The sequence below is a fragment of the Curtobacterium sp. VKM Ac-2884 genome, from assembly GCF_015350945.1.
Classification (GTDB): Bacteria; Actinomycetota; Actinomycetes; order Actinomycetales; family Microbacteriaceae; genus Curtobacterium.
In genome coordinates, this window is the sequence record NZ_JADKSA010000004.1 from 212,213 (window position 1) to 231,514 (window position 19,302).

The 19,302-nt window shown below is 71.2% G+C and carries 17 protein-coding genes; 5 read left to right on the top strand and 12 right to left on the bottom strand.

What is annotated here, in order from left to right; translation table 11 throughout:
- Window positions 1-21 precede the first annotated feature (21 nt).
- Window positions 22-1,578, bottom strand: coding sequence for a sensor histidine kinase (locus tag ITJ60_RS12575; RefSeq protein WP_194648160.1), 1,557 nt, complete (start codon window positions 1,576-1,578; stop codon window positions 22-24).
- Window positions 1,579-1,710: 132 nt separating this feature from the next.
- Between ITJ60_RS12575 and ITJ60_RS12580 the strand changes: the two genes are divergently transcribed.
- Window positions 1,711-2,292: a hypothetical protein gene (locus ITJ60_RS12580; protein WP_194648161.1), complete on the top strand. Its 582-nt coding sequence runs from the start codon at window positions 1,711-1,713 to the stop codon at window positions 2,290-2,292.
- A 32-nt stretch (window positions 2,293-2,324) separates the two neighbouring features.
- Here ITJ60_RS12580 and ITJ60_RS12585 read toward each other — a convergent pair whose 3' ends face one another.
- The 7 genes from ITJ60_RS12585 to ITJ60_RS12615 all read right to left on the bottom strand — a co-directional run bounded on the left by ITJ60_RS12585 (window position 2,325) and on the right by ITJ60_RS12615 (window position 10,944).
- A complete protein-coding gene (locus tag ITJ60_RS12585; RefSeq protein WP_194648162.1) occupies window positions 2,325-3,977 on the bottom strand; it encodes a dipeptide ABC transporter ATP-binding protein in 1,653 nt (550 codons plus the stop codon).
- Window positions 3,974-4,540 carry a GbsR/MarR family transcriptional regulator gene (locus ITJ60_RS12590; RefSeq protein WP_194648163.1) on the bottom strand — a complete coding sequence of 189 codons (567 nt, stop codon included), beginning with the start codon at window positions 4,538-4,540 and terminating at the stop codon, window positions 3,974-3,976. Before ITJ60_RS12590 ends, ITJ60_RS12585 begins: the two co-directional genes overlap by 4 nt.
- Window positions 4,537-5,946, bottom strand: coding sequence for a serine hydrolase (locus ITJ60_RS12595; protein ID WP_323749171.1), 1,410 nt, complete (start codon window positions 5,944-5,946; stop codon window positions 4,537-4,539). Before ITJ60_RS12595 ends, ITJ60_RS12590 begins: the two co-directional genes overlap by 4 nt.
- A gap of 84 nt (window positions 5,947-6,030) precedes the next feature.
- Window positions 6,031-6,921 (bottom strand): ABC transporter permease, encoded by an 891-nt coding sequence (locus ITJ60_RS12600; RefSeq protein ID WP_194648164.1) that lies wholly within the window; start codon window positions 6,919-6,921, stop codon window positions 6,031-6,033.
- Complete coding sequence (locus ITJ60_RS12605) at window positions 6,918-7,859, bottom strand: ABC transporter permease (protein ID WP_123341105.1); 942 nt, start codon at window positions 7,857-7,859, stop codon at window positions 6,918-6,920. The genes ITJ60_RS12600 and ITJ60_RS12605 overlap by 4 nt, the downstream gene beginning before the upstream one ends.
- Window positions 7,859-9,346, bottom strand: coding sequence for a M14 family zinc carboxypeptidase (locus ITJ60_RS12610; protein WP_228510194.1), 1,488 nt, complete (start codon window positions 9,344-9,346; stop codon window positions 7,859-7,861). Before ITJ60_RS12610 ends, ITJ60_RS12605 begins: the two co-directional genes overlap by 1 nt.
- An 11-nt stretch (window positions 9,347-9,357) precedes the next feature.
- Window positions 9,358-10,944, bottom strand: a complete 1,587-nt coding sequence (locus ITJ60_RS12615; protein WP_228510196.1) for a peptide ABC transporter substrate-binding protein — start codon at window positions 10,942-10,944, stop codon at window positions 9,358-9,360.
- Between the two features lie 158 nt (window positions 10,945-11,102).
- Between ITJ60_RS12615 and ITJ60_RS12620 the strand changes: the two genes are divergently transcribed.
- Both ITJ60_RS12620 and ITJ60_RS12625 read left to right on the top strand, forming a co-directional pair.
- Window positions 11,103-11,762, top strand: coding sequence for an FMN-binding negative transcriptional regulator (locus ITJ60_RS12620; RefSeq protein WP_123673563.1), 660 nt, complete (start codon window positions 11,103-11,105; stop codon window positions 11,760-11,762).
- The gene (locus tag ITJ60_RS12625; RefSeq protein ID WP_194648165.1) at window positions 11,759-13,228 is read left to right on the top strand and encodes an amidohydrolase; all 1,470 of its coding nucleotides are present in this window, start codon (window positions 11,759-11,761) and stop codon (window positions 13,226-13,228) included. Before ITJ60_RS12620 ends, ITJ60_RS12625 begins: the two co-directional genes overlap by 4 nt.
- Window positions 13,229-13,234: 6 nt before the next feature.
- Here the strand turns inward: ITJ60_RS12625 and ITJ60_RS12630 are convergent, their stop codons facing one another.
- The 3 genes from ITJ60_RS12630 to ITJ60_RS12640 are packed head-to-tail and all read right to left on the bottom strand — an operon-like array spanning window position 13,235 to window position 15,302.
- On the bottom strand, window positions 13,235-14,164 hold the full coding sequence (locus ITJ60_RS12630; protein ID WP_123293993.1) for an Fpg/Nei family DNA glycosylase: 930 nt from the start codon (window positions 14,162-14,164) through the stop codon (window positions 13,235-13,237).
- A gap of 9 nt (window positions 14,165-14,173) precedes the next feature.
- Window positions 14,174-14,671: a ribose-5-phosphate isomerase gene (locus ITJ60_RS12635; RefSeq protein WP_194648166.1), complete on the bottom strand. Its 498-nt coding sequence runs from the start codon at window positions 14,669-14,671 to the stop codon at window positions 14,174-14,176.
- 22 nt (window positions 14,672-14,693) lie between these two features.
- Window positions 14,694-15,302, bottom strand: a complete 609-nt coding sequence (locus ITJ60_RS12640; RefSeq protein WP_194648167.1) for a helix-turn-helix domain-containing protein — start codon at window positions 15,300-15,302, stop codon at window positions 14,694-14,696.
- Here ITJ60_RS12640 and ITJ60_RS12645 point away from each other — a divergent pair.
- Window positions 15,301-15,828: a GNAT family N-acetyltransferase gene (locus ITJ60_RS12645; RefSeq protein WP_194648168.1), complete on the top strand. Its 528-nt coding sequence runs from the start codon at window positions 15,301-15,303 to the stop codon at window positions 15,826-15,828. The two genes, ITJ60_RS12640 and ITJ60_RS12645, sit on opposite strands and share 2 nt — an antisense overlap.
- Window positions 15,829-15,880: 52 nt before the next feature.
- On the opposite strand, the gene ITJ60_RS12650 is transcribed toward ITJ60_RS12645, so the two are convergent.
- The gene (locus ITJ60_RS12650) at window positions 15,881-16,441 is read right to left on the bottom strand and encodes a disulfide bond formation protein DsbA (protein WP_235036050.1); all 561 of its coding nucleotides are present in this window, start codon (window positions 16,439-16,441) and stop codon (window positions 15,881-15,883) included.
- A gap of 227 nt (window positions 16,442-16,668) precedes the next feature.
- Here ITJ60_RS12650 and pepN point away from each other — a divergent pair, with 227 nt between their 5' ends.
- On the top strand, window positions 16,669-19,248 hold the full coding sequence (gene pepN / locus ITJ60_RS12655; protein WP_194648169.1) for an aminopeptidase N: 2,580 nt from the start codon (window positions 16,669-16,671) through the stop codon (window positions 19,246-19,248).
- Window positions 19,249-19,302: the final 54 nt, after the last annotated feature.

Consider the following 19,302-nt stretch of genomic DNA (forward strand, 5'->3'; position numbering starts at 1 on the left):
AGCACGGGCGCTCCCGTGGGGTCACGACCGCGGGTTCGCCGTCGTGGGGACGCCGTTCAGGGCACCGAGCGGGATCCGCGCCGTGGCCTCGGTGGGGCCGCCCTCGGGGCTCGCGACGACCAGGTCGCCGTCGAGTGCGCGCATCCGGCCGATCAGACCCTCGATGCCGTGGCCCTGCTGGGGTCGTGCTCCGCCGCGGCCGTCGTCGGTCACGCTGACGGTCAGGTACCAGAGCCCGGAGGCGTCGACCACGAGGCCGAGGTACACCCCGGCGGTCGTGGCACCGGCGTGCTTCATGGTGTTCGTCAGGAGCTCGCTCACCGTGAAGTACACGTTGCGCTGGATCTCCGTCGCGAGTTCGAGGCCCTCGGGCAGGCGGACGTCGAGGCCGACCGGGATCGGGGTGCGGGCGACGAGCGCTTCGAGGGCCGCCACGAGCCCACGGTCGAGCAGGATCGGCGGGGCGAACCCGCGGGACAGCGCACGCAGTTCGTCGAGGGCGTCCTGCGCGTGCTCGGAGGCCTCGCCGATCAGCTGCTTCGCCTTCTGCGGGTCCTTCTCGAACGCGCGTTCCGCTGCCGACAGGTCCATCCGGAGGCGCACCAGGCGTTGCTGGGGGCCGTCGTGCAGGTCGCGCTCGATCTGGCGCAGGGCCTGGCCCTCGGCGGTCACGGCACCGGCACGGGAGGCCTGGAGTCCGGCGACGCGCTGCTCGAGCTGCTCGGCACGGAACCCACCGAGCAGACCGAAGTCCACCCAGTAGTGCGCGATGACCGAGCCACGGGCCCAGAGCGGGAACAGCACGACCGAGGCGGCCATCGACAGCAGTCCGAGGAACCCGATGCCCGTGGCGAACCCGAGGCCGTCCGGGAAGTACCCGGTCCGGACGTTGTTGAGCAGGAACACCCCGCCGACGGCGATCGGCCAGAGGAACCCGGCGAGCAGGATCGCGCCGGCACCGACGGTCACCAGGGCGACGAGTGGGTACACGACCGCTGCGTGCAGCAGGTAGAGCCAGTAGTGCGGGTTGGCGACGGCGGAACCGGTGCGCGTCCACCAGTTCTGCTGCCAGCGGGGCGTCCAGTCCACCGGGCGGATCGGACGCCGATCGGCCCATCCGATGCGGAGCTTCTCGAACTGTCCGAGCCACCGCGCCACGAACAGCGCGATGAAGAACATCAGCAGCACGAACGGGTTGAACAGGTCGCGGAAGCCTCCGCCGAAGATCGCCGCGGGGAACGCGAAGTAGAGCGTGCAGAGCAGCACCCCGGTCAGGGCCATGTAGCCGAAGTCGCGCGGCAGGCGCTTCCACGACTCGCGGTAGAACGCGCCGGCCGTCATGCCGGAGCCCGCACTGCCGCCCCGGCCGCCACCCGGTGCCGATCCGTTCGGCGGGGTCGCTCCCCACGACGCTGGCGGCGTCTGCTGGTCGTGCTGTCGCGGGTACTGCGGCATCGGCTTGGTGGCTCCAGGTGGGACGGAGTCGCCCAGCGGGACGGTCTGGGCCTGGTCGGGCGAGGGCGTGACGTCGTCCAGCGGGACGGTTCGCGCCTGGTCGAGGCGGTCGGTGTCGGTCATGACTCCAGCCTCGCGATCGCGGGGCCGTTCCCCCATCCTGCCCCCTCCCCACCCCGGGTGGGGTTATCCCCCCGTTCCACCGGCCACCGGGGCTCCATCGCGGCGTGACGGGTGCGGGAGTAAGGTGCGGGTATGCAGAACATCACGGGGGTTCGGGTGGTCTCGGCCGCGGCCGTCGTCGCAGCGGTCGTGTTCGGGGCGCGTGGACTGGTGGGGACGATCTGGCTCGCGCCGTGGGACCTGCCGAACGGACTGCTCCTCGTCGCCACGGTAGTGGCCGGGCTGGCGGGTGCGGTCGTGCTCGTCGCGGCGGTGCGGGCGAAGGACCGACGGGCGCTCGCGTTCGCGGTGTCGGTCCTGGCGTTCGCGCTCCTGTGGCCGGCGCCGGGTTGGGCCACCGCGGTGCTCGTCGTCGTCGCGCAGGGTGCGCTCGTGGCGTTCGGGGTGCTGACCGTCCGGCACGAGGACGGCGCGCAGCGGGCGTTCGGGTGGACCGTCACCGTGGCGGCGTCACTGTGGTTCGTCGCGGCGCTGCTGTCGAACACGGTCCTCCTCACGGCGCTGCCGCAGGAGGCACTCGGCGTCACCTTCTCCGTCCCGGGGCTGCTGCAGACCCTGGCGTACCTGGCGGCGACGGTGCTCGTCGCCGTCCCGCTCCTGCGTCCGGTGGGTCGGGGCGTGAACGCGCTCTGGGCCTCGGCCGAGGTGCGCTGAGCCCGCAACGACGCTGAGCCGACGAGCGCCCCTCAGCCGGCCCGTGCCGCCAGGCGCTCGGATCGGCGCACTGCCTGCTCGTCCGGGTCGGGCACCGGCGCGGCCTGGATGAGTCGACGCGTGTAGGGGTCCTGCGGCGACCGGAGGATGGCGTCGCGGGTCCCCTGCTCGGCGACCTTCCCGCCGTGCAGCACGACGACCCGGTCGCACAGCGTGTCGACCACGGCGAGGTCGTGGGTGACGAACAGGCACGCGAAGCCGAGGCGTTCCTGCAGCTCCCGGAAGACGTCGAGCACCCGGGCCTGTACCGAGACGTCGAGGGCGCTCGTCGGCTCGTCGGCGATGAGCAGTGCGGGGTCGAGCGCGACGGCGCGGGCGATCGCGACGCGCTGCCGTTGTCCGCCGGAGAGCTCGTGCGGGAAGCGCTCGCGGTACCCGCCGTCCAGGCCGACGTCGGCGAGCAGCCGGTCCACCCGTTCGTCGATCTGTGCCGACGGCAGGCGCAGGATCTGCCGGAGCGGCTCGGCGACGGTCTGTCCGACCGTGTAGCGCGGGTTGAGCGACCGGAGCGGGTTCTGGAAGACCACGCCGACGTGTCGCCGCATCTCGCGACGAGCGGCTCGCCGGGCGACCGCCACGTCGGTGCCCTCGACGACGACCGAACCGGACGTGATCGGTGCCAGCCCCACGGCGGCGCGGCCGATGGTGGTCTTGCCGCTGCCGGACTCGCCCACGAGTCCGACGATCTCGCCGCGACCGACCGTGAACGACACGTCGTCGACCGCGCGGAACCGCCCGCGCAGTGCACCGCCGTACTCGACCACGAGGTGCCGGACGTCGAGGACGACCGACGGGGCCTCCGTGACGGGGTCGACCCGCGCCTCCCGGCCGACCTCGGTGCCCATGCGTGGGACCGCAGCGAGCAGGTCACGGGTGTAGTCGGCGGACGGTGCGGCGAAGACCGCGGCGACGGTGCCCGTCTCGACGACGCGACCGCGGCGCATGACGACCACGCGGTCGGCGATGTCAGCGACGACGCCCATGTCGTGGGTGATGAGGAGGATCGCGGTGCCGGTGCGTTCCCGCAGCGCACGCAGGACGTCGAGCACCTCGGCCTGCACCGTGACGTCGAGTGCGGTCGTCGGCTCGTCGGCGATGAGCAGGTCGGGGTCGGCGGCGAGCGCCATCGCGATCATCACCCGCTGCGCCTGTCCGCCGGAGAGCTCGTGCGGGTACTGGCCGAGCCGGCGTTCGGGTTCCGGCACCTCGACGGCACGCAGGAGTTCGAGCGACCGAGCACGGACGGCGGCGCGGTCGTGCGAGGCATCGGCGCGGCGGACGGCCTCGGCCAGCTGGAACCCGATCGTGAACACCGGGTTGAGGGCGGCCGACGGGTCCTGGAAGATCATCGACACGCTGCGGCCGCGGACCCCGCGCAGGGTGCGCTCGTCGGTGCCGAGCACCTCGAGGTCGCCGAGCCGGATGCTGCCGGAGGACCGTGCCCCGTCCGGCGCGATCCCCATCGCCGTCATCGCGGTCATGCTCTTGCCGGATCCGGACTCCCCGACGACGGCGACGACCTCACCGCGGCCGACGGTGAACGAGGCGTCGTCGACCGCGCGGACCTCGGCGCCGTCGACGTCGAAGGTCACGGACAGGTGGTCGACGGTCAGGACGTCGGTCATGGGGTCTCCGAGCGGTCGGTGCGGTCGCGGGCGGCCTTGAACGCCTCCCAGTCCTCGAGCATCTTGTGGTGGTGGCCCTGCAGCCACTGCATGTAGTCGCGGCCGTTGAGCAGGCGCTCGCGGACCTCGGCGTCGACGTCGCCCGCCCCGGTGCGGCCGGCGTGCTCGACCACCGCCAGGCCGTGTCCGATGATGTCGCGCTGCCGGTCGAGGTACTTCCGTTCGCCGGCGAGCCAGGAGCCCCAGACGTCGGCCTCGGCACGGAAGTAGTGGCTGCGCTCGCCCGCGACGATCTGCCGCTTCACGAACCCGGAGTCGACGAGCCGGCGCGTCGCCATCGAGACCGAACCCGAGCTGGCGCCGAGGGCGCGTTGGAGATCGGACGAGGACGAGTGCGGCGCGCGCGTCATCATGAGGTAGCCGAGCACGCGGGCGTCGGTGAGCGCCATGCCCGCACCGTCGTTGAGCATGAGGGCGAACTCCTCGACGAACGCCTGACGCTCGGGTTCGAGCACGACGTCGTCGTGCCCGACACCGTCGCCCCGACCATCGACGTCGCTCACGGTGCCAGCCCTGCCGCGACCTCGGGGGACTCGGTCGGGATCGTCCACGGTTCCTCGGTCATGCCCCCACCGGCGCGGATCGACCGGACGGTACCGTCGGCGTCGCGCGTGAAGGTGATGTCCTCGTCGACCGAGCCGAAGCGGTTGCCGTGCGTCATCCGGAGCGTGTCCGCGTCGACGACCTCGAGCCGGGTCGGGGTGTCGAGCGGTTCGGGTCCGGACGGGTCGACCTCGACGAGCCGGTCGCCGATCCGGGCGATGTCGGTGACGCCCCACGGGTTGGCGAAGCGTCCGGTGTAGGCGGCGGTGTCGACGTCGTCGGGCACGGGAGTACCCGGCGCGGACGTGTCCGCCGCGGCGTCGAGCATCTGCACGATGGCGGTGGCGATGAGGGTGGCGGGCCCGGCGGCGGCGCTCGTCATCACGGACACGACGAGTCCGGACGCCGGGTCGAACAGCGACTGCGTGATGTGCCCGGGGAACCCGCCCGAGTGGCCGCGGACGTCGCGGCCGCCGATGCGGTCGACGATGAACCCGGCGCCGTAGCCGCGGGCGGCCGGGTCGTCGGTGGCGCTCCAGGCCTTGCGCTGCGCGAGTCGCTTCGAGTGGTCGTCGAGCAGGCTGCCGGCCCCGATGACGTGCTGCGAGAAGTACTTGACCAGGTCGGAGGCGGTGCCGTGGAACCCGGTGGCGGCGGCCATCGCGTGGGTGTCCACGTGGTCGATGCGCTGCCGCTGCCGCGCGGTGTGGAAGCCGGTGTACCCGACCACGAAGTCGTCGGCGCGCGTGGGGTCCCAGTCCGGGCCGGTGTTCCGCAGGCCCAGCGGCTCGGTGATCGACTCGCGGACGAAGTCGTTGTAGGACCGGCCGGAGACCGCGGCGATGACGAGCCCGAGCAGCGAGTAGCCGAGGTTCGAGTAGTTGAACGACGACCCGGTGGGGACCTTCTGCCCGCGGTCGAGCACGAGCGCCAGCAGCTCCTGCTCGTCGGGGAACGGGCGCAGGAGCGACCAGTAGTCGCCGTCGTGGCCGTCGCGGATGACCCCGGCGCCCATCTCCATGAGCTCACGGATCGTGGCGTCGGCGAGCGGGGAGCCGCCGTCGACGAGCGCCGGGACGTACGTGCCGACGGTGTCGTCGAGCCGGAGCGACCCGCGCTCGGCGAGCTGGAGCAGTGCCGTCGCGGTGAAGGTCTTCGAGTGCGAGGCGATGCGGAACAGGTCGGTGGTGGTCAGGCGACGCCCGGCCTCGACGTCGGCGTAGCCCCACGCCTCGTCGAACAGCACCTCGCCGCCGAACCCGATGGCGACCTGCACGCCCGGCACCCGCAGCTGCCAGACCTTGTACGACACCCACTCGTGGATGTAGGGCAGGGTCTTCCGGTACGCGGAGAGGGTGTCGGTCACGGTGGTCCTTTCGAAGGGCGGTGGTTCGAGTCTGGCGCGTCGGTCGCGACGGTGCCCACCGCGACGCGGCGTGCACCGTGCAGGTCAGCGCCGACGCGGGTCGAGCGCGGCGCGCAGCGTGTCGCCGAGCGCGATGACGGAGAGCACCGTGACGGCGAGGAACGCCGCGGGTGCGATGAGCATGTGCGGGGCGCGGAGGAACTGCGACGTCGCGGCGGAGAGCTGCAGTCCCCACGAGATCGCCGGGCTCTCGAGCCCGATGCCGAGGTAGGTCAGCGACGACTCGGACACGATGACGCCGCCCACGGTGATGGTCGCGAGCACGAGCAGCGGCGAGATCGACGACGGCAGCACGTACCGGGTGGTGATCCGCCAGGTGGACAGCCCCATCGTGCGGGCGGCGAGCACGAACTCGGCGTTCCGCACGCTGCGGACGCTCGACCGCACGAGCCGGGCCATCGTCGGCCACCCGAACAGCGCGAGCACGAGCGACACCGTCAGCACGGACCGCTCCCCCACGCTGTTGAGCACCACGACGGCGCCGAGCAGGAACGGGAAGCCGAGGAACACGTCGGTCAGGCGGGCGAGCACGGCATCGACCCAGCCGCCGACCATGCCGGCGATCGTCCCGACGACGACGGCGACCATGCCGGCGAGCACGGTGGTGAGCACCGCGACGGCGATCGAGGACCGGGTGCCGTACACGACGTTGGCGTACACGTCGCAGCCCTGCAGGTCGAAGCCGAACGGGTGGCCGCTGGTCGGCGAGGCGCCGCTCTGCCCGAGGTCGCACACCCGGGGGTCGCCGTGGCCGAACAGCCCGGCGAACAGCTGCGGGAACGACGCGACGAGCAGCACGACGACCAGGACCGAGGCGGGGACCCAGAAGCCCGGGGTGCGGGCCACGGCCAGCAGGGGTCGTCGTCGTCCGCCGACGACGGGTTCGACGGTGGCGCTGAGTGCTGAGGTGGTCATGCGGCTGCTCCGGTCCGGACGCGGGGGTCGAGGGCGGCGTGCAGCAGGTCGACGAGCACGCTCGTGACGAGGAACACCAGGATGAGCGCGGTCGAGATGCCGACCACGACGGCACCTTCGTGCGACCGGATGCCCTGGAACAGCAGGTTCCCGACGCCGGGCAGGTTGAAGATGCCCTCGATGATCACGGTGCCGCCCATCAGGTACCCGAGGTCGGTCGCCAGGTAGGTGGCGGTGGGGATGAGCGAGTTCCGCATCACGTGCACGCCGACGATCCGACCGGGCGCGAGCCCCTTCGCCCGTGCGGTCCGGACGTAGTCGGCGTCGAGGGTCTCGATCATCGAGGTGCGGGTGAGCCGGGACACCGCCGCGAGCCCGAACAGCGCGATGACGAACGCCGGCAGGATGTACGCCGTCGGCCAGCCCGCGGTGACGCCGGCGACCGGGAACCAGTGCAGCCGCACCGAGAACACGAGCTGCAGGGCGACGCCGAGGACGAAGACGGGGATCGCACCGACGACGATCGTGCCGACCAGGACCGTCTTGTCGAGGGCGGTCCCGCGCTTCAGGGCGGAGAGCACCCCGAGGCCGATGCCCAGGACGATCTCGAGGGCCCACGCGGTGAGCGCCAGGGTGATCGTGACGGGCCACCGCGAGGCCATCTGCTCGCCGACGGACTGCCCGTTGAAGTCGGTGCCGAAGTCGCCGCGGAACAGCCCGCCGAGGTACTGCACGTACTGCAGCCAGAGCGGCTGGTCCAGGTGGTACTCGGCCCGGAGCGTGCGGACGACCGCGTCGCTGAGCGGCCGGTCGCCGCCGAGCGCCCGGATCGGGTCACCGGGCAGCGCGAACGTCATCGCGTAGATGAGGAACGTCACCCCGAGGAACACGATGGCCAGGCCGCCGAGCCGGCGACCGACGGCGAGCGTCGGACGCATCACGCGCCTCTCCCCACCGGCACGGCCGTCCCGCCGCTGGCGCGTCGGTCCGGAACCGGCGGCGTGGGCCCAGACCCGCTCGTGGTGACCAGGGGCGGACGGGAGGCGCGGGTCGGGTCCGCACTGTGCCTTCCGTCGTCGCCTTCGGCGACGTGGCTCGCGCAGGCGAGGATCGCCCCGAACTGCACCCCCACCAGTTTGCGGATTGGGATCGGTTCGGCGCCCGTGGCGGCGTCCGCCTGCCAGTGCGCGTAGCGCTCCGCCAGGCGGTCGCGCAGGCGCCGGAGCGGCGCGGACGCCGCACCGGCGGTGGTCTCCGCCTCGAACGCCCGGAGCAGCATGCCGCCGTAGCGCAGTCGGAAGCAGCGGACCAGGTCCTCGCAGCCGAAGCGCTCCGCGACGGTGGCCCGCCGGTCGGCCGGCTCGCGGTCGGCCCGGCGGCGGTCGGTGTCCGCCGTGCCGGCGAGCATCGGCACGAAGGCCCGCGACGCCTCGAGGAACGGCGACGCGATCGACAGCATCGGCGACGCCTCGTCGAGCAGCTGCTGGAGTTCCTCGCCCGAGGCACCGAGCTCGGCGGAGCAGCGCCGCAGCAGGTCGGCGTACGACTCGTCGGTCGGGGTCTGGTCGTCGGCGTCCGGGTGGCTCCAGTACGGCAGTTCGGCCACCATGCACAGTGCTCCGTGCCGCATCGCCCACGCCGCGCTCGACGCACCGTGGATGTGCTCGCCCGGGTCGACCCCGAGTGCTTCGAGGTAGTCGTACGCGGTCTCGATCCCGTCCATCGCGAACACCGCGGGGGCGAGTTCGCGCAGGAACGGTGACTCGGGCTCCCCGGTGTCGAGCGGCAGCCCGAGCGCGGCGGGGACCGCGTGCAGGGTGTCGACGACGTCGGGCAGGTCCTCGGACAGGTAGTAGTAGACCCCGCCCATCTCGCCGTTGTGCAGCGACACCAGCAGGTCCGGCTCGGTGTCGTCGATGAGCCGCATGAACGCGAGCGTCTCCGGCAGCACCTGGTCGAAGTACACCGACTTGTGGCTGTTCGGGAACGTCCACTCCACCTGGCTGTCGGGTGCCGGGCGGTAGAAGTGCCGCGAGTAGAACACCCGGTCGTGCGGGTCGTGGAACCACGCCTCGTTGAGCCGCATGCCGTCCGGGTCGATCGTCGGGACGATGTGCCAGGTGACGTCGAGCGCACGGGCGTCGTCGTCGGTGAGCACCGTCTCGGCGAGGTGCAGGGCCGTCCACGAGCCGATCGGTTCGTTCGGGTGCACGCCGCCGACCACGACGGCGGCGTGCGCCCCGGTGCCGATCCGGTAGGAGTGCAGCGGTTCGCCGAGCCGGCTGGTGCCGATCCGGGTGACCGTGACCTGGTCCGGGTGGGACGCTGCGAGCGCGTCGAACCGGGCGTGCAGGTCGTCGACGAGCGGGAAGCCGTCGTGGTCGGGGACCTCGGCCGCCAGGCGGAGGATGGTGCGCTGGTCCATGTGGTGGTGCCCTACTTCACGGCGATCTGCGCGACGACCGGGCTGCCGGCGACCGCGGGGAGCTTGGTGACCTTGTCGCTCGTGACGTACGAGTACTTGTCGAAGAAGGTCGGCACGACGGGGAAGTCCTCGAGCACGGCCTCCTGCGTCTTCGTGTAGTACTCGTTCGCCTCGTCCTGCGAGCCGGCCGAGTCGGCCTTCGCCAGCAACGCGTCGACGGTGTCGGACTGGTAGTACCCGGTGCAGGGCGAGCAGCCGCCGGCCAGGGTGAACAGGGCGCGGAGGGTGTTCTGCTGGCTGATGTACAGCGCACCCCAGTGACCGAAGTGCGGACCGGCGACCTTCTTGTCCGTCAGCTCGGAGTAGTACGAGGCCCAGTCGGTGGTGGCCTTCGCGACGGTGTCGACGCCCAGGTTCTGCCGGATCTGGTTGGCGTACGCCTCGTACAGCGAGTCGAGGCCGCTGCCACCGGGGTAGACGAGCGTGATCGTGCCGTCGAAGCCACCGGACTTCGCCAGGAGCTGCTTCGCCGCCGCGGGGTCGAACTCGCACGCGTCGCCGCAGATGCCCTCCTCCGTGCCGGACATCGACGGGGGCGTGAGTGCGGTGGCGGGTTCGTACAGGCCGCCGTAGATGGCGGTGTTCACCTCGTCGCGGTCGATCGACATCGAGATGGCACGCCGGACGTCGGGGTCGGAGTAGCGGTCGTCCCAGAGCGGGAAGCCGAGGTAGTCGATGCCCGGGGCGTCGAAGGAGTGCAGGCGGTCACCGAAGTCGGCCTTCGCGCTCGTCATCTTGTCGGTCGGCAGGAACAGCACGTCGGCGTTGCCCGCGAGGACGTCGGTGTAGGCGGTGTTCATGTCCGAGTAGCTCCGGAACGTGACGTCCTTCGTGACCGGCTTCGTGCCCTCGTAGTCCTTCCACGCGGTGACGGTGAACTCCTTGTCCGCCTTCCACGCCGACTGCATCTCGTAGGGGCCGTTCCCGATCGGCTTCTCGTCGTACGCCTTCAGGTCGTCGTAGGCGGCCTCGGGCATCGGGTAGAACGCCGTCTGGGCCTGGCTGAGCTGCAGCGGGAACTGGCTGTCGGCGTGGGTGAGCGTGACCGTGAAGGTGTCCTTGCCGGTGACCTGCAGCCCCGACATCTCCTTGGTCTTCGGGGTGCCCTTCGCCGGGTTGAGGTCGGTGTACCCGACGATCGCGGCGAGCTGCCCGCTGTTCTCCCACGCGTTGGGGCCGTAGGCGACGTGGTTCCAGGCCTTCACGTAGCTCTCCGGGGTGACGGCCTCGCCGTTCTGGAACGTCCAGCCGTCCCGGAGGGTGATGGTCCACGTGGTGGCGTCGTCGCTCTCGACGCTCTTCGCGGCGACGTCGTGGAGCTCGCCCTTCGCGTCGGTCTGCGTCAGCGGCGCGAACAGGCTCTGCACCTGGTCGAACGCGACGGTCTGTCGTCCGGGCGTCAGGTGGTCGGGCTCGCCGGTGGCGTACACCAGGCTCGATCCGCCGGCGGAGTCGGCCGTGCCGCTCGCCGAACAGCCGGTCACCACGAGCGCCAGTGTGGCTGCCGTGGCCAGGGCGGCGATGGTCCTGCGTCGCATGGGGGTCTCCTCGGGTCGTCGTTGATGAGTGAAGCTAGGCCCGTTCGAGTACCCGGCACAATGCTTCTTTCAATGAACTCTGAAACTTTTACCGTTCTGAAACACTCGCGAAACGACAGGTGTCGCGCTCGACGGGGGCCGTGTGCCACGCTCGGACCATGCGGCACACACCCCACTTCCTGATGACGGACGTCGACGAGGTCAAGCGCCTCGTCGCCGGCAACCCGTGGGCCACGATCGTGTCGCACACCGACGCCGGGATCGTCGCGTCGCACTACCCGTTCCTGCTCGAGACACCCGGGCCGGACGACGACCCCGACGAGGTCGTCCTCGTCTCGCACGTCGGCCGCCCCGACGAACTCGCGCACGAACTCGGCCGCCACGAGGTCCTGGTCGTGGTGCAGGGTCCGCACGGCTACGTCTCCCCCGCCTGGTACCCGCCCGAGCAGTTCGTCCCGACCTGGAACCACGTCACCGCCCACCTGTGGGGCACGCCCGAGCTGCTGTCCGACGACGAGAACTTCCGGGTGCTCGGCGAGCTCGTCGACCACTTCGAGCAGGTCATGCCGGAGCCGGTGTCCCTCGAGATCGACGAGGAGACCGCACGCCGGATGGCGAAGGGCACCGTGGGCATCCGGATCCGCATCACCCGGTTCGACGCCCGCGCGAAGCTCTCCCAGAACAAGGCGCCCGAGGTCGTCGACCGCATCATCGCGGGGCTGCGCGGCGACGGCCCCTACGCGTCGCCGGCGCTCGCCGACGAGATGGAGCGGGTCCGGTCCGTCGGCTCCACGACGGACAGCCGGGAGGCGCGATGAGCGAGATCCTGCTCCGCACCGTCCGCAGGGTGGGCACCTCCGGGGCCCCTGCCGACGTCCGCATCGCCGACGGCCTGGTCACCGAGATCGCGCCGGCCGGCACGCTCGACCCCGCCGGCCCCGACACCGAGGTCGTCGAGGCCGCCGGCGCCTGGCTCGGCCCCGGCCTCCGCGACCACCACACGCACTTCGACCAGTGGGCCCTGGTGCGCCGCCGCGTCGACGTCTCCGGCTGCGACTCCGCGGAGTCGACCGCCGACCTCCTCGCCGCGGTCGCGCGGACCGGGGTGCCGGACCGCGTGCTGATCGGCCACGGCTACCGCGACGGGTTGTGGCCGACCCCCGCACGACGCGAGCTGCTCGACCAGGCCGCACCGGGCCTCCCGACCGTCGTCATCAGCGGCGACCTGCACGCGGTCTGGTGCAACGCCCTCGCGCTCGCGCACTTCTCCGCACTGGTCGGCCGCTCGCTCGAGGCGGGTGACGACGGGATCCTGCGCGAGCAGGACGCCTTCGACGTGACCGGTGCGCTCTCGCAGGTGCCGGACGACCTGCTCGACGGGTACGTCGCCGACGCCGTGGAGGCCGCTGCCGCGCGCGGTGTGACGGGCATCGTCGACCTCGAGATGCGCTTCGGCCTCGACCGCTGGGCGCGCCGGATCCACGCCGGCACCGACGCACTCCGGGTGGCGTCCGGCGTCTACCCGGCCGAACTCGACGCGGCGATCGACCGCGGACTCCGCACCGGCGACGTCGTGGACCGGACACGCGGCCTGCTCACGATGGGGCCGTTCAAGGTCGTCACCGACGGCTCGCTCGGCACCCGGACCGCGGCCATGACCGACGGCTCCGGTGTGCTGGCGTGGGAGTTCGACGACCTCGTCGCGATCACCCGCCGAGCCGTCGACGCCGGACTCGTCCCCGCCATCCACGCCATCGGCGACCGCGCGAACACCCTCGCGCTCGACGTCTTCGAAGCCGTCGGCGCCCGCGGCACCATCGAGCACGCGCAACTGCTCGTCGACACCGACGTCGACCGGTTCGCCAGGCTCGGAGTGGCCGCCTCGGTGCAGCCCGAGCACGCCATGGACGACCGGGACATCGCCGACCGGCACTGGGCGGGCCGCACCGACCGCGCCTTCGCGTTCGCGTCGCTCGCCCGAGCCGGTGCCCGGCTGCTGCTCGGGTCGGACGCCCCCGTCGCGCCGCTCGACCCGTGGATCTCGATGGCCGCGGCCGTCGGACGCGACCGGGACGGCCGCGACCCGTGGCACCCCGCCGAACGGCTCTCCGCGCTCGCCGCGTGGCAGGGCTCGACGGACGGTCGGGTCAGCGTGGCCGTCGGCGACGTCGCGGACCTGGTGCTCGTCGGGTCGGACCCGCTGGCAGCGTCGTCGTCCTCGTTGCGGTCGATGCGCGTGCTCGCGACCGCGATCGCCGGACGGTTCACGTACTCAGAGCTCTGAAGCGCGCTACTTCTGGTCCTTCGGGCACCAGTAGAGCTTCCGGCCGGCCATGTCGGCCACCCGGATCTCGGTGCCGCACACCCGGCAGGGCTCACCCTGGCGGTGGTAGACCCAGTGCCGGTCCTTGCGCGACCGCTGCGCCTTCTTGTACTCGGCGTCGGACAGGCCGTCCATCGTCATCATCAGGCCGTCGCGGACGCCGTCGTGCAACAGCTTCGACCAGTCCGCCCACAGCGCCTTCGCCTGCTTGACGGTGATCTTCTTGCCGACCTTGTACGGGTCGATGCGCTGCCGGAACAGCAGCTCGGCGCGGTAGATGTTGCCGATGCCGCTCACCACGGACTGGTCCATGAGCAGCTGGCCGATGGCGACGTTCCGCTTCCGGACGTTGTCCACGAAGGTCTTCTCGGCCTCGGGACCGTCGTCGTTCATCGGGTCGGGGCCGAGCTTGTCGAGGGCACGCTGCACCTCGGCCGGGGTCTCCACCACGCAGGCCGTCGGGCCGCGCAGGTCGGCAACGGTGTCCTCGGTCAGGATCCGGACGCGCACCTGGCCGACGGGGTCCGGCGGGAACGACTCGATCGGGTCCTCGACCTTCTCCTGCTCGGCCATCCGGTACCGCGCCAGTCGTGGAGCACCGATGGAGGTGAGGGACTCCTCGCCGTCGTCGTCGGCCGACAGCGCCGTGGCGGTCGACAGGTCGCCGGCGAAGTCCCACGCACCGTAGAGCCCGAGGTGGACGCGCAGGAACAGGTCGCCCTCGAACTCGAGGAACATCTGCTTCGCCACCGCCCGGGCAGCGATCATCCGCTTGCCGTCGAGCTGGGCGGCCCCGGCGGCGAACCGCCCCTGCGGACTGGACACCTCGCAGCGCTTGCCGACGAAGTGCCGGGTGAACTGGTTGGCGATTCGGTGGACGGAGTGACCCTCGGGCATGGGACCTGTCTACTCGGCCGAGCCGTCGATCTGCCTGCCGGCGATGTGCCCCGTCTGCTCGTACTCGGCCAGCTGCGCGATGCGGCGCGCGTGACGCTCCTCGCCCGAGAACGGCTCGGCGATGAACAGGTCGACGAAGCGGATCGCTTCGTCCTCGGTGTGCTGGCGCGCACCGATCGAGATGACGTTGGCGTCGTTGTGCTGGCGTGCGAGGAGTGCGGTCGACTCGTTCCAGACGAGCGCTGCGCGGACGCCCTCGACCTTGTTCGCGGCGATCTGCTCACCGTTGCCGGAGCCGCCGAACACGACGCCGAGCGCCTGGACGCCGGCCCGCTGGTCCTGCACCACGGCGTGCGCGGCGTTGATGCAGAACGAGGGGTAGTCGTCGAGCGCGTCGTACTCGGTCGGTCCGTGGTCCACGACCTCGTGCCCGGCTTCGGTCAGGTGCGTTGCGAGGGTCTGGTTGAACTCGAGGCCGGCGTGGTCCGTTCCGAGGTGGATGCGCATGGAACCGATCCTATTCCTGCGGCTACTGCCCCCGGACCACCACGACGACGTACCGCGTGGGCCCCTCGCCCGGGTTCCGGTAGACCACGTCGGCGGGGTCACCGAGCTCGATCCGGTCGCCCGCGGCGAGCCGCGTCGGCTCGCCGCCGACGACGAGCTCGAGCACGCCATCGACCACCCAGATGCAGTGCCGCAGGAACGCGTAGGCGGACGCCGGGTAGGCCACTTCGCGGCCGGCCGGGAGGCGCACCTCGGTGACGTCCGCGGGGAACGCCGCACTCGAGACCGGACGGCGGCGGTACCCGGTGTCGGGATCGGTCCAGGACTCCGCGGTCACGCCGCGTTGAATGCCACGTGCTTCGTCGGGGTCGGTCGCCCTGGGCACCTCGTGCTCGAGGGCTTCATCGAGGAGCTGCGAGATCGTCAGGCCGAAGGCGCCGGAGAGCCGGCCGAGGATCGTCGCGGTGGGGCTCGACACCCCGCGTTCGACGCGGTTGATCATCGCGCGGGAGACACCGGACTCCTCGGCGAGCTCGGTGAGGCTCCACTTGCGTTCGGTGCGCAGGCGTTGGAGGCGCTCGCCGAGGGCACGTTCCGCGAGACCCGGCTCGTCGTCTACGATGTGAGACATGACGACAGCATATGCGACGAACGGGACGGATCCGGTCGTGGTGCGCGATTGCGGACCCCGCGACCTCGACGTCGTGCACGCCCTGCACGTCGACGCCGTGCTGCACTCCACCGCCATCTGGCAGGAGACCCCGCACCCCCGCGCGTACTTCGACGGCTGGCTGGCCGAACGGCAGGGCGACGGGTACCCGGTGCTCGTCGCCGAGGTCGACGGCACCGTGGCCGGGTACGCCACGTACTCGCAGTGGCGACCGCACCACGGGTACCGACTGACCGTCGAGCACAGCGTCTACGTGGTCGAGTCGTTCCGCGGTCGGGGGATCGCCTCGACCCTGATGCGGTCGCTCGTCGAGCGGGCGACCGCCGAGGGCCGACACGTCATGATGGCCGGGATCTGCAGCACGAACACCGGGTCGATCGCCCTGCACGAGAAGCTCGGGTTCAGCACGGTCGCGGTCGTGCCCGAGGTCGGACGCAAGTTCGACCGCTGGCTGGACCTGACGCTCATGCGCCTGCCGCTCGCCTGACGCGAGCCGAGGGGCGGGGGCGAGCCGCGCCTCCCGTCCGCTTGCCGGAGCGTCAGGCGGTGGTGTCGAAGACCGGGCCGACGGTACGCGAGCGCTTGAGCTCGAAGAAGCCGGGGTACTTCGCCACCGCGACGACGCCGTCCCACAGGTCGAGCGCTTCCTGGCCCTTGGGTGCCGGGGAGATGACCGGGCCGAAGAACGCGGTGCCGGCGACGGCGATGACGGGCGTGCCGACGTCCTGTCCGACGCGGTCGATGCCGTCCTGGTGGCTGACGCGCACGGCGGCGTCGACCTCGTCCGTCCAGGCGTACTCGAGCAGGTCGGCGTCGAGGCCGAGTTCCGCGAGCACAGCGGGGACCACCTGGTCGGGGTCCTGCTCCTGGCGGTGGTGGATGTGCTCACCGAGGGCGTCGTAGAGCGGCTTCACGATGTCCTGGCCGAGCCGGAGCCGCGCCGCCGTGACGATGCGCGGGTAGAGCTGCCCCTTGTGGATGCGCTCGCGGTACTCGTCGGGGATGTCCTGGTCCTCGTTCAGGACGAACAGGCTCATCACCTTCCACGTGACGTCGAGGTCGCGGTGCTCGGCGACCTCGCCCACCCAGCGGCTCGTCATCCAGGCCCAGGGGCAGTTCGGATCGAACCAGAACTCCACGGTGGTGCGTTCGGTCGGGTGTTCCGTCGTGTGTTCCGTCGTCTTGTCCACAGTCGTCTCGCTCACGCTCCGAGCGTACGCGGCGTCGCTAGGCTGGGGATGACCGTCCCGCCGGTGCACGACGCCGTGCCGGGACTCCCCCTCGCGGACCACGATCGTCCGCGTCCTCAGCGAAGATGGAGCGTTGCGTGCCCGGAGAGAACCTCACCAGAACCGAAGCCCAGGAACGTGCCGGCATCGTCAGCGTGCAGACGTACGACGTCGAGCTCGACCTGACCCGCGGCGCCGAGACGTTCGGCAGCACCACCCGCGTGCGCTTCACCGCGACCGCCGGTGCGTCCACGTTCATCGACGCGATCACGAAGACCGTGCACTCCGTCACCCTGAACGGCACCGCGCTCGACGTCGCCGCGGTGAACGACGGCGTCCGCATCCAGCTCGACGACCTGCAGGAGCAGAACGAGCTCGTGGTCGTCAGCGACGCGCTGTACACGAACACCGGCGAGGGCCTGCACCGCTTCGTCGACCCCGTGGACGACGAGGTGTACCTGTACTCCCAGTTCGAGGTCCCCGACTCGCGCCGCATGTTCGCGGTGTTCGAGCAGCCCGACCTCAAGGCACAGTTCTCCTTCACCGTGACGGCGCCGTCACGGTGGCAGGTCGTGTCGAACTCCCCGACGCCCGAGCCCCACGTCGACGGTGAGAACGCGACCTGGGCCTTCCCGCCCACCGCGACGATCTCGAGCTACATCACCGCGCTCATCGCCGGCCCGTACGAGGTCGTCCGCGACGAACTGACGAGCAGCGACGGCCGCACCATCCCGCTCGGCGTCTTCGCGCGCAAGTCGCTGGCCGAGTACCTCGACCCCGAGTACGTGTTCGAGACCACCAAGAAGGGCTTCGCCTACTACGAGGAGAAGTTCGACGTCCCGTACCCGTTCGAGAAGTACGACCAGCTCTTCGTGCCGGAGTTCAACGCCGGCGCGATGGAGAACGCGGGCGCCGTCACGTTCACCGAGACCTACGTCTTCCGCTCGAAGGTGACCGACGCCATCAAGGAGCGCCGGGTCGTCACGATCCTGCACGAGCTCGCCCACATGTGGTTCGGCGACCTCGTCACGATGAAGTGGTGGAACGACCTGTGGCTGAACGAGTCGTTCGCCGAGTGGGCCTCCACGATCGCCACCGCCGAGGCCACCGAGTGGACCGAGGCCTGGACCACGTTCCAGGCGATGGAGAAGTCCTGGGCCTACCGCCAGGACCAGCTCCCCTCGACCCACCCGATCGTCGCGACGATCAACGACCTCGAGGACGTCCAGGTCAACTTCGACGGCATCACGTACGCCAAGGGCGGCTCCGTCCTGAAGCAGCTCGTGGCGTGGGTCGGCATCGACGCGTTCTTCGCCGGTGTCTCGGCCTACTTCAAGAAGCACCACCACTCGAACACCGAGCTGCGTGACCTGCTCGTCGAGCTCGAGGCCACCAGCGGCCGCGACCTGTCCGAGTGGTCGAAGCTCTGGCTCGAGACCGCGGGCGTCAACACGCTCCGCCCGGAGATCGAGGTCGACGCGTCCGGCGCGATCACCTCGTTCGCCGTCCTGCAGGAAGCGCCGGCCGACTACCCGACGCTCCGCCCGCACCGCCTCGCCATCGGCGTCTACGTGTTCGGGACGGACGACTCCGCGCCGTTCGGTGCCGACACCGCGTCCTCGGGCGGCAAGCTCGAGCGCGTGCACCGCGTCGAGATCGACGTCGACGGCGCACGCACCGAGGTCCCCGAGCTCGTCGGCGTGCAGCGCGGCGACCTCGTGCTCCTCAACGACGACGACCTGGCCTACGCCAAGATCCGTCTCGACGAGCAGTCCCGCACGACGGCGATCGAGCACCTCGCGGCCATCGCGAACCCGCTCGCCCGCTCGATCGTGTGGGGTGCGATGTGGGACGCCACGCGCGACGCCGAGTCGCCCGCCAGCGACTACGTCCGGCTCGCGCTCGGCAACATCGCGACCGAATCCGAGTCGACGACCATCCGCACGACCCTGTCGCAGCTGCTCCTGACGACGCGCAACTACGTGGCGCCATCGAAGGTCGACGCCACGGTCCGTACGGTGGGCGAGACGCTCTGGCAGCTCGCAGCATCGGCCGAGGCCGGGTCGGACGCCCAGTTCCAGTTCGTGAAGTTCTTCGCGCAGATCGCGTCGACGCCCGAGCACGTCGCCACCCTGCAGGGGCTCCGCGACGGTTCGGTCACGCTGAACGGGCTCGAGATCGACACAGACCTGCGCTGGGAGCTGCTCGAGGGCCTCGTGCTCGCCGGTGCCGCCTCCGACGCCGAGGTCGACGCCGAACTCGCGGCCGACAAGACCGCGTCGGGTGAGCAGGCCGCGGCCCGCGCCCGTGCGACGATCCCGACCGCCGAGGGCAAGCTGGCCGCGTTCGCGTCGCTCGTCGACTCCGCCGAGCTGCCGAACGCGATCGTGCGCCAGACCACGGTCGGGTTCCAGCACGTGAACAGCCCCGTCGTGCTCGAAGGCCTCGTGCCGAAGTACTTCGAGGTGCTCACCCGCATCTGGGCCGAGCGCAGCTACCACATGGCCGACACCATCGTCTCGGGCCTCTACCCGGCGCCGCTCGCGTCGGCCGAGCTCCGCGACGCCGCCCACGCGTGGCTCGAGGCGCACCCGGAGACCCCGGCGCTGCGTCGCATCGTGTCCGAGAGCGTCGCGGGCACGGAGCGTGCGCTCCGGGTGCAGGCCGCCGACGCCTGAGTCTGCGTCGCTGATCTGCGGGGCCTCGGCGTTCCTCATGGAACGCCGAGGCCC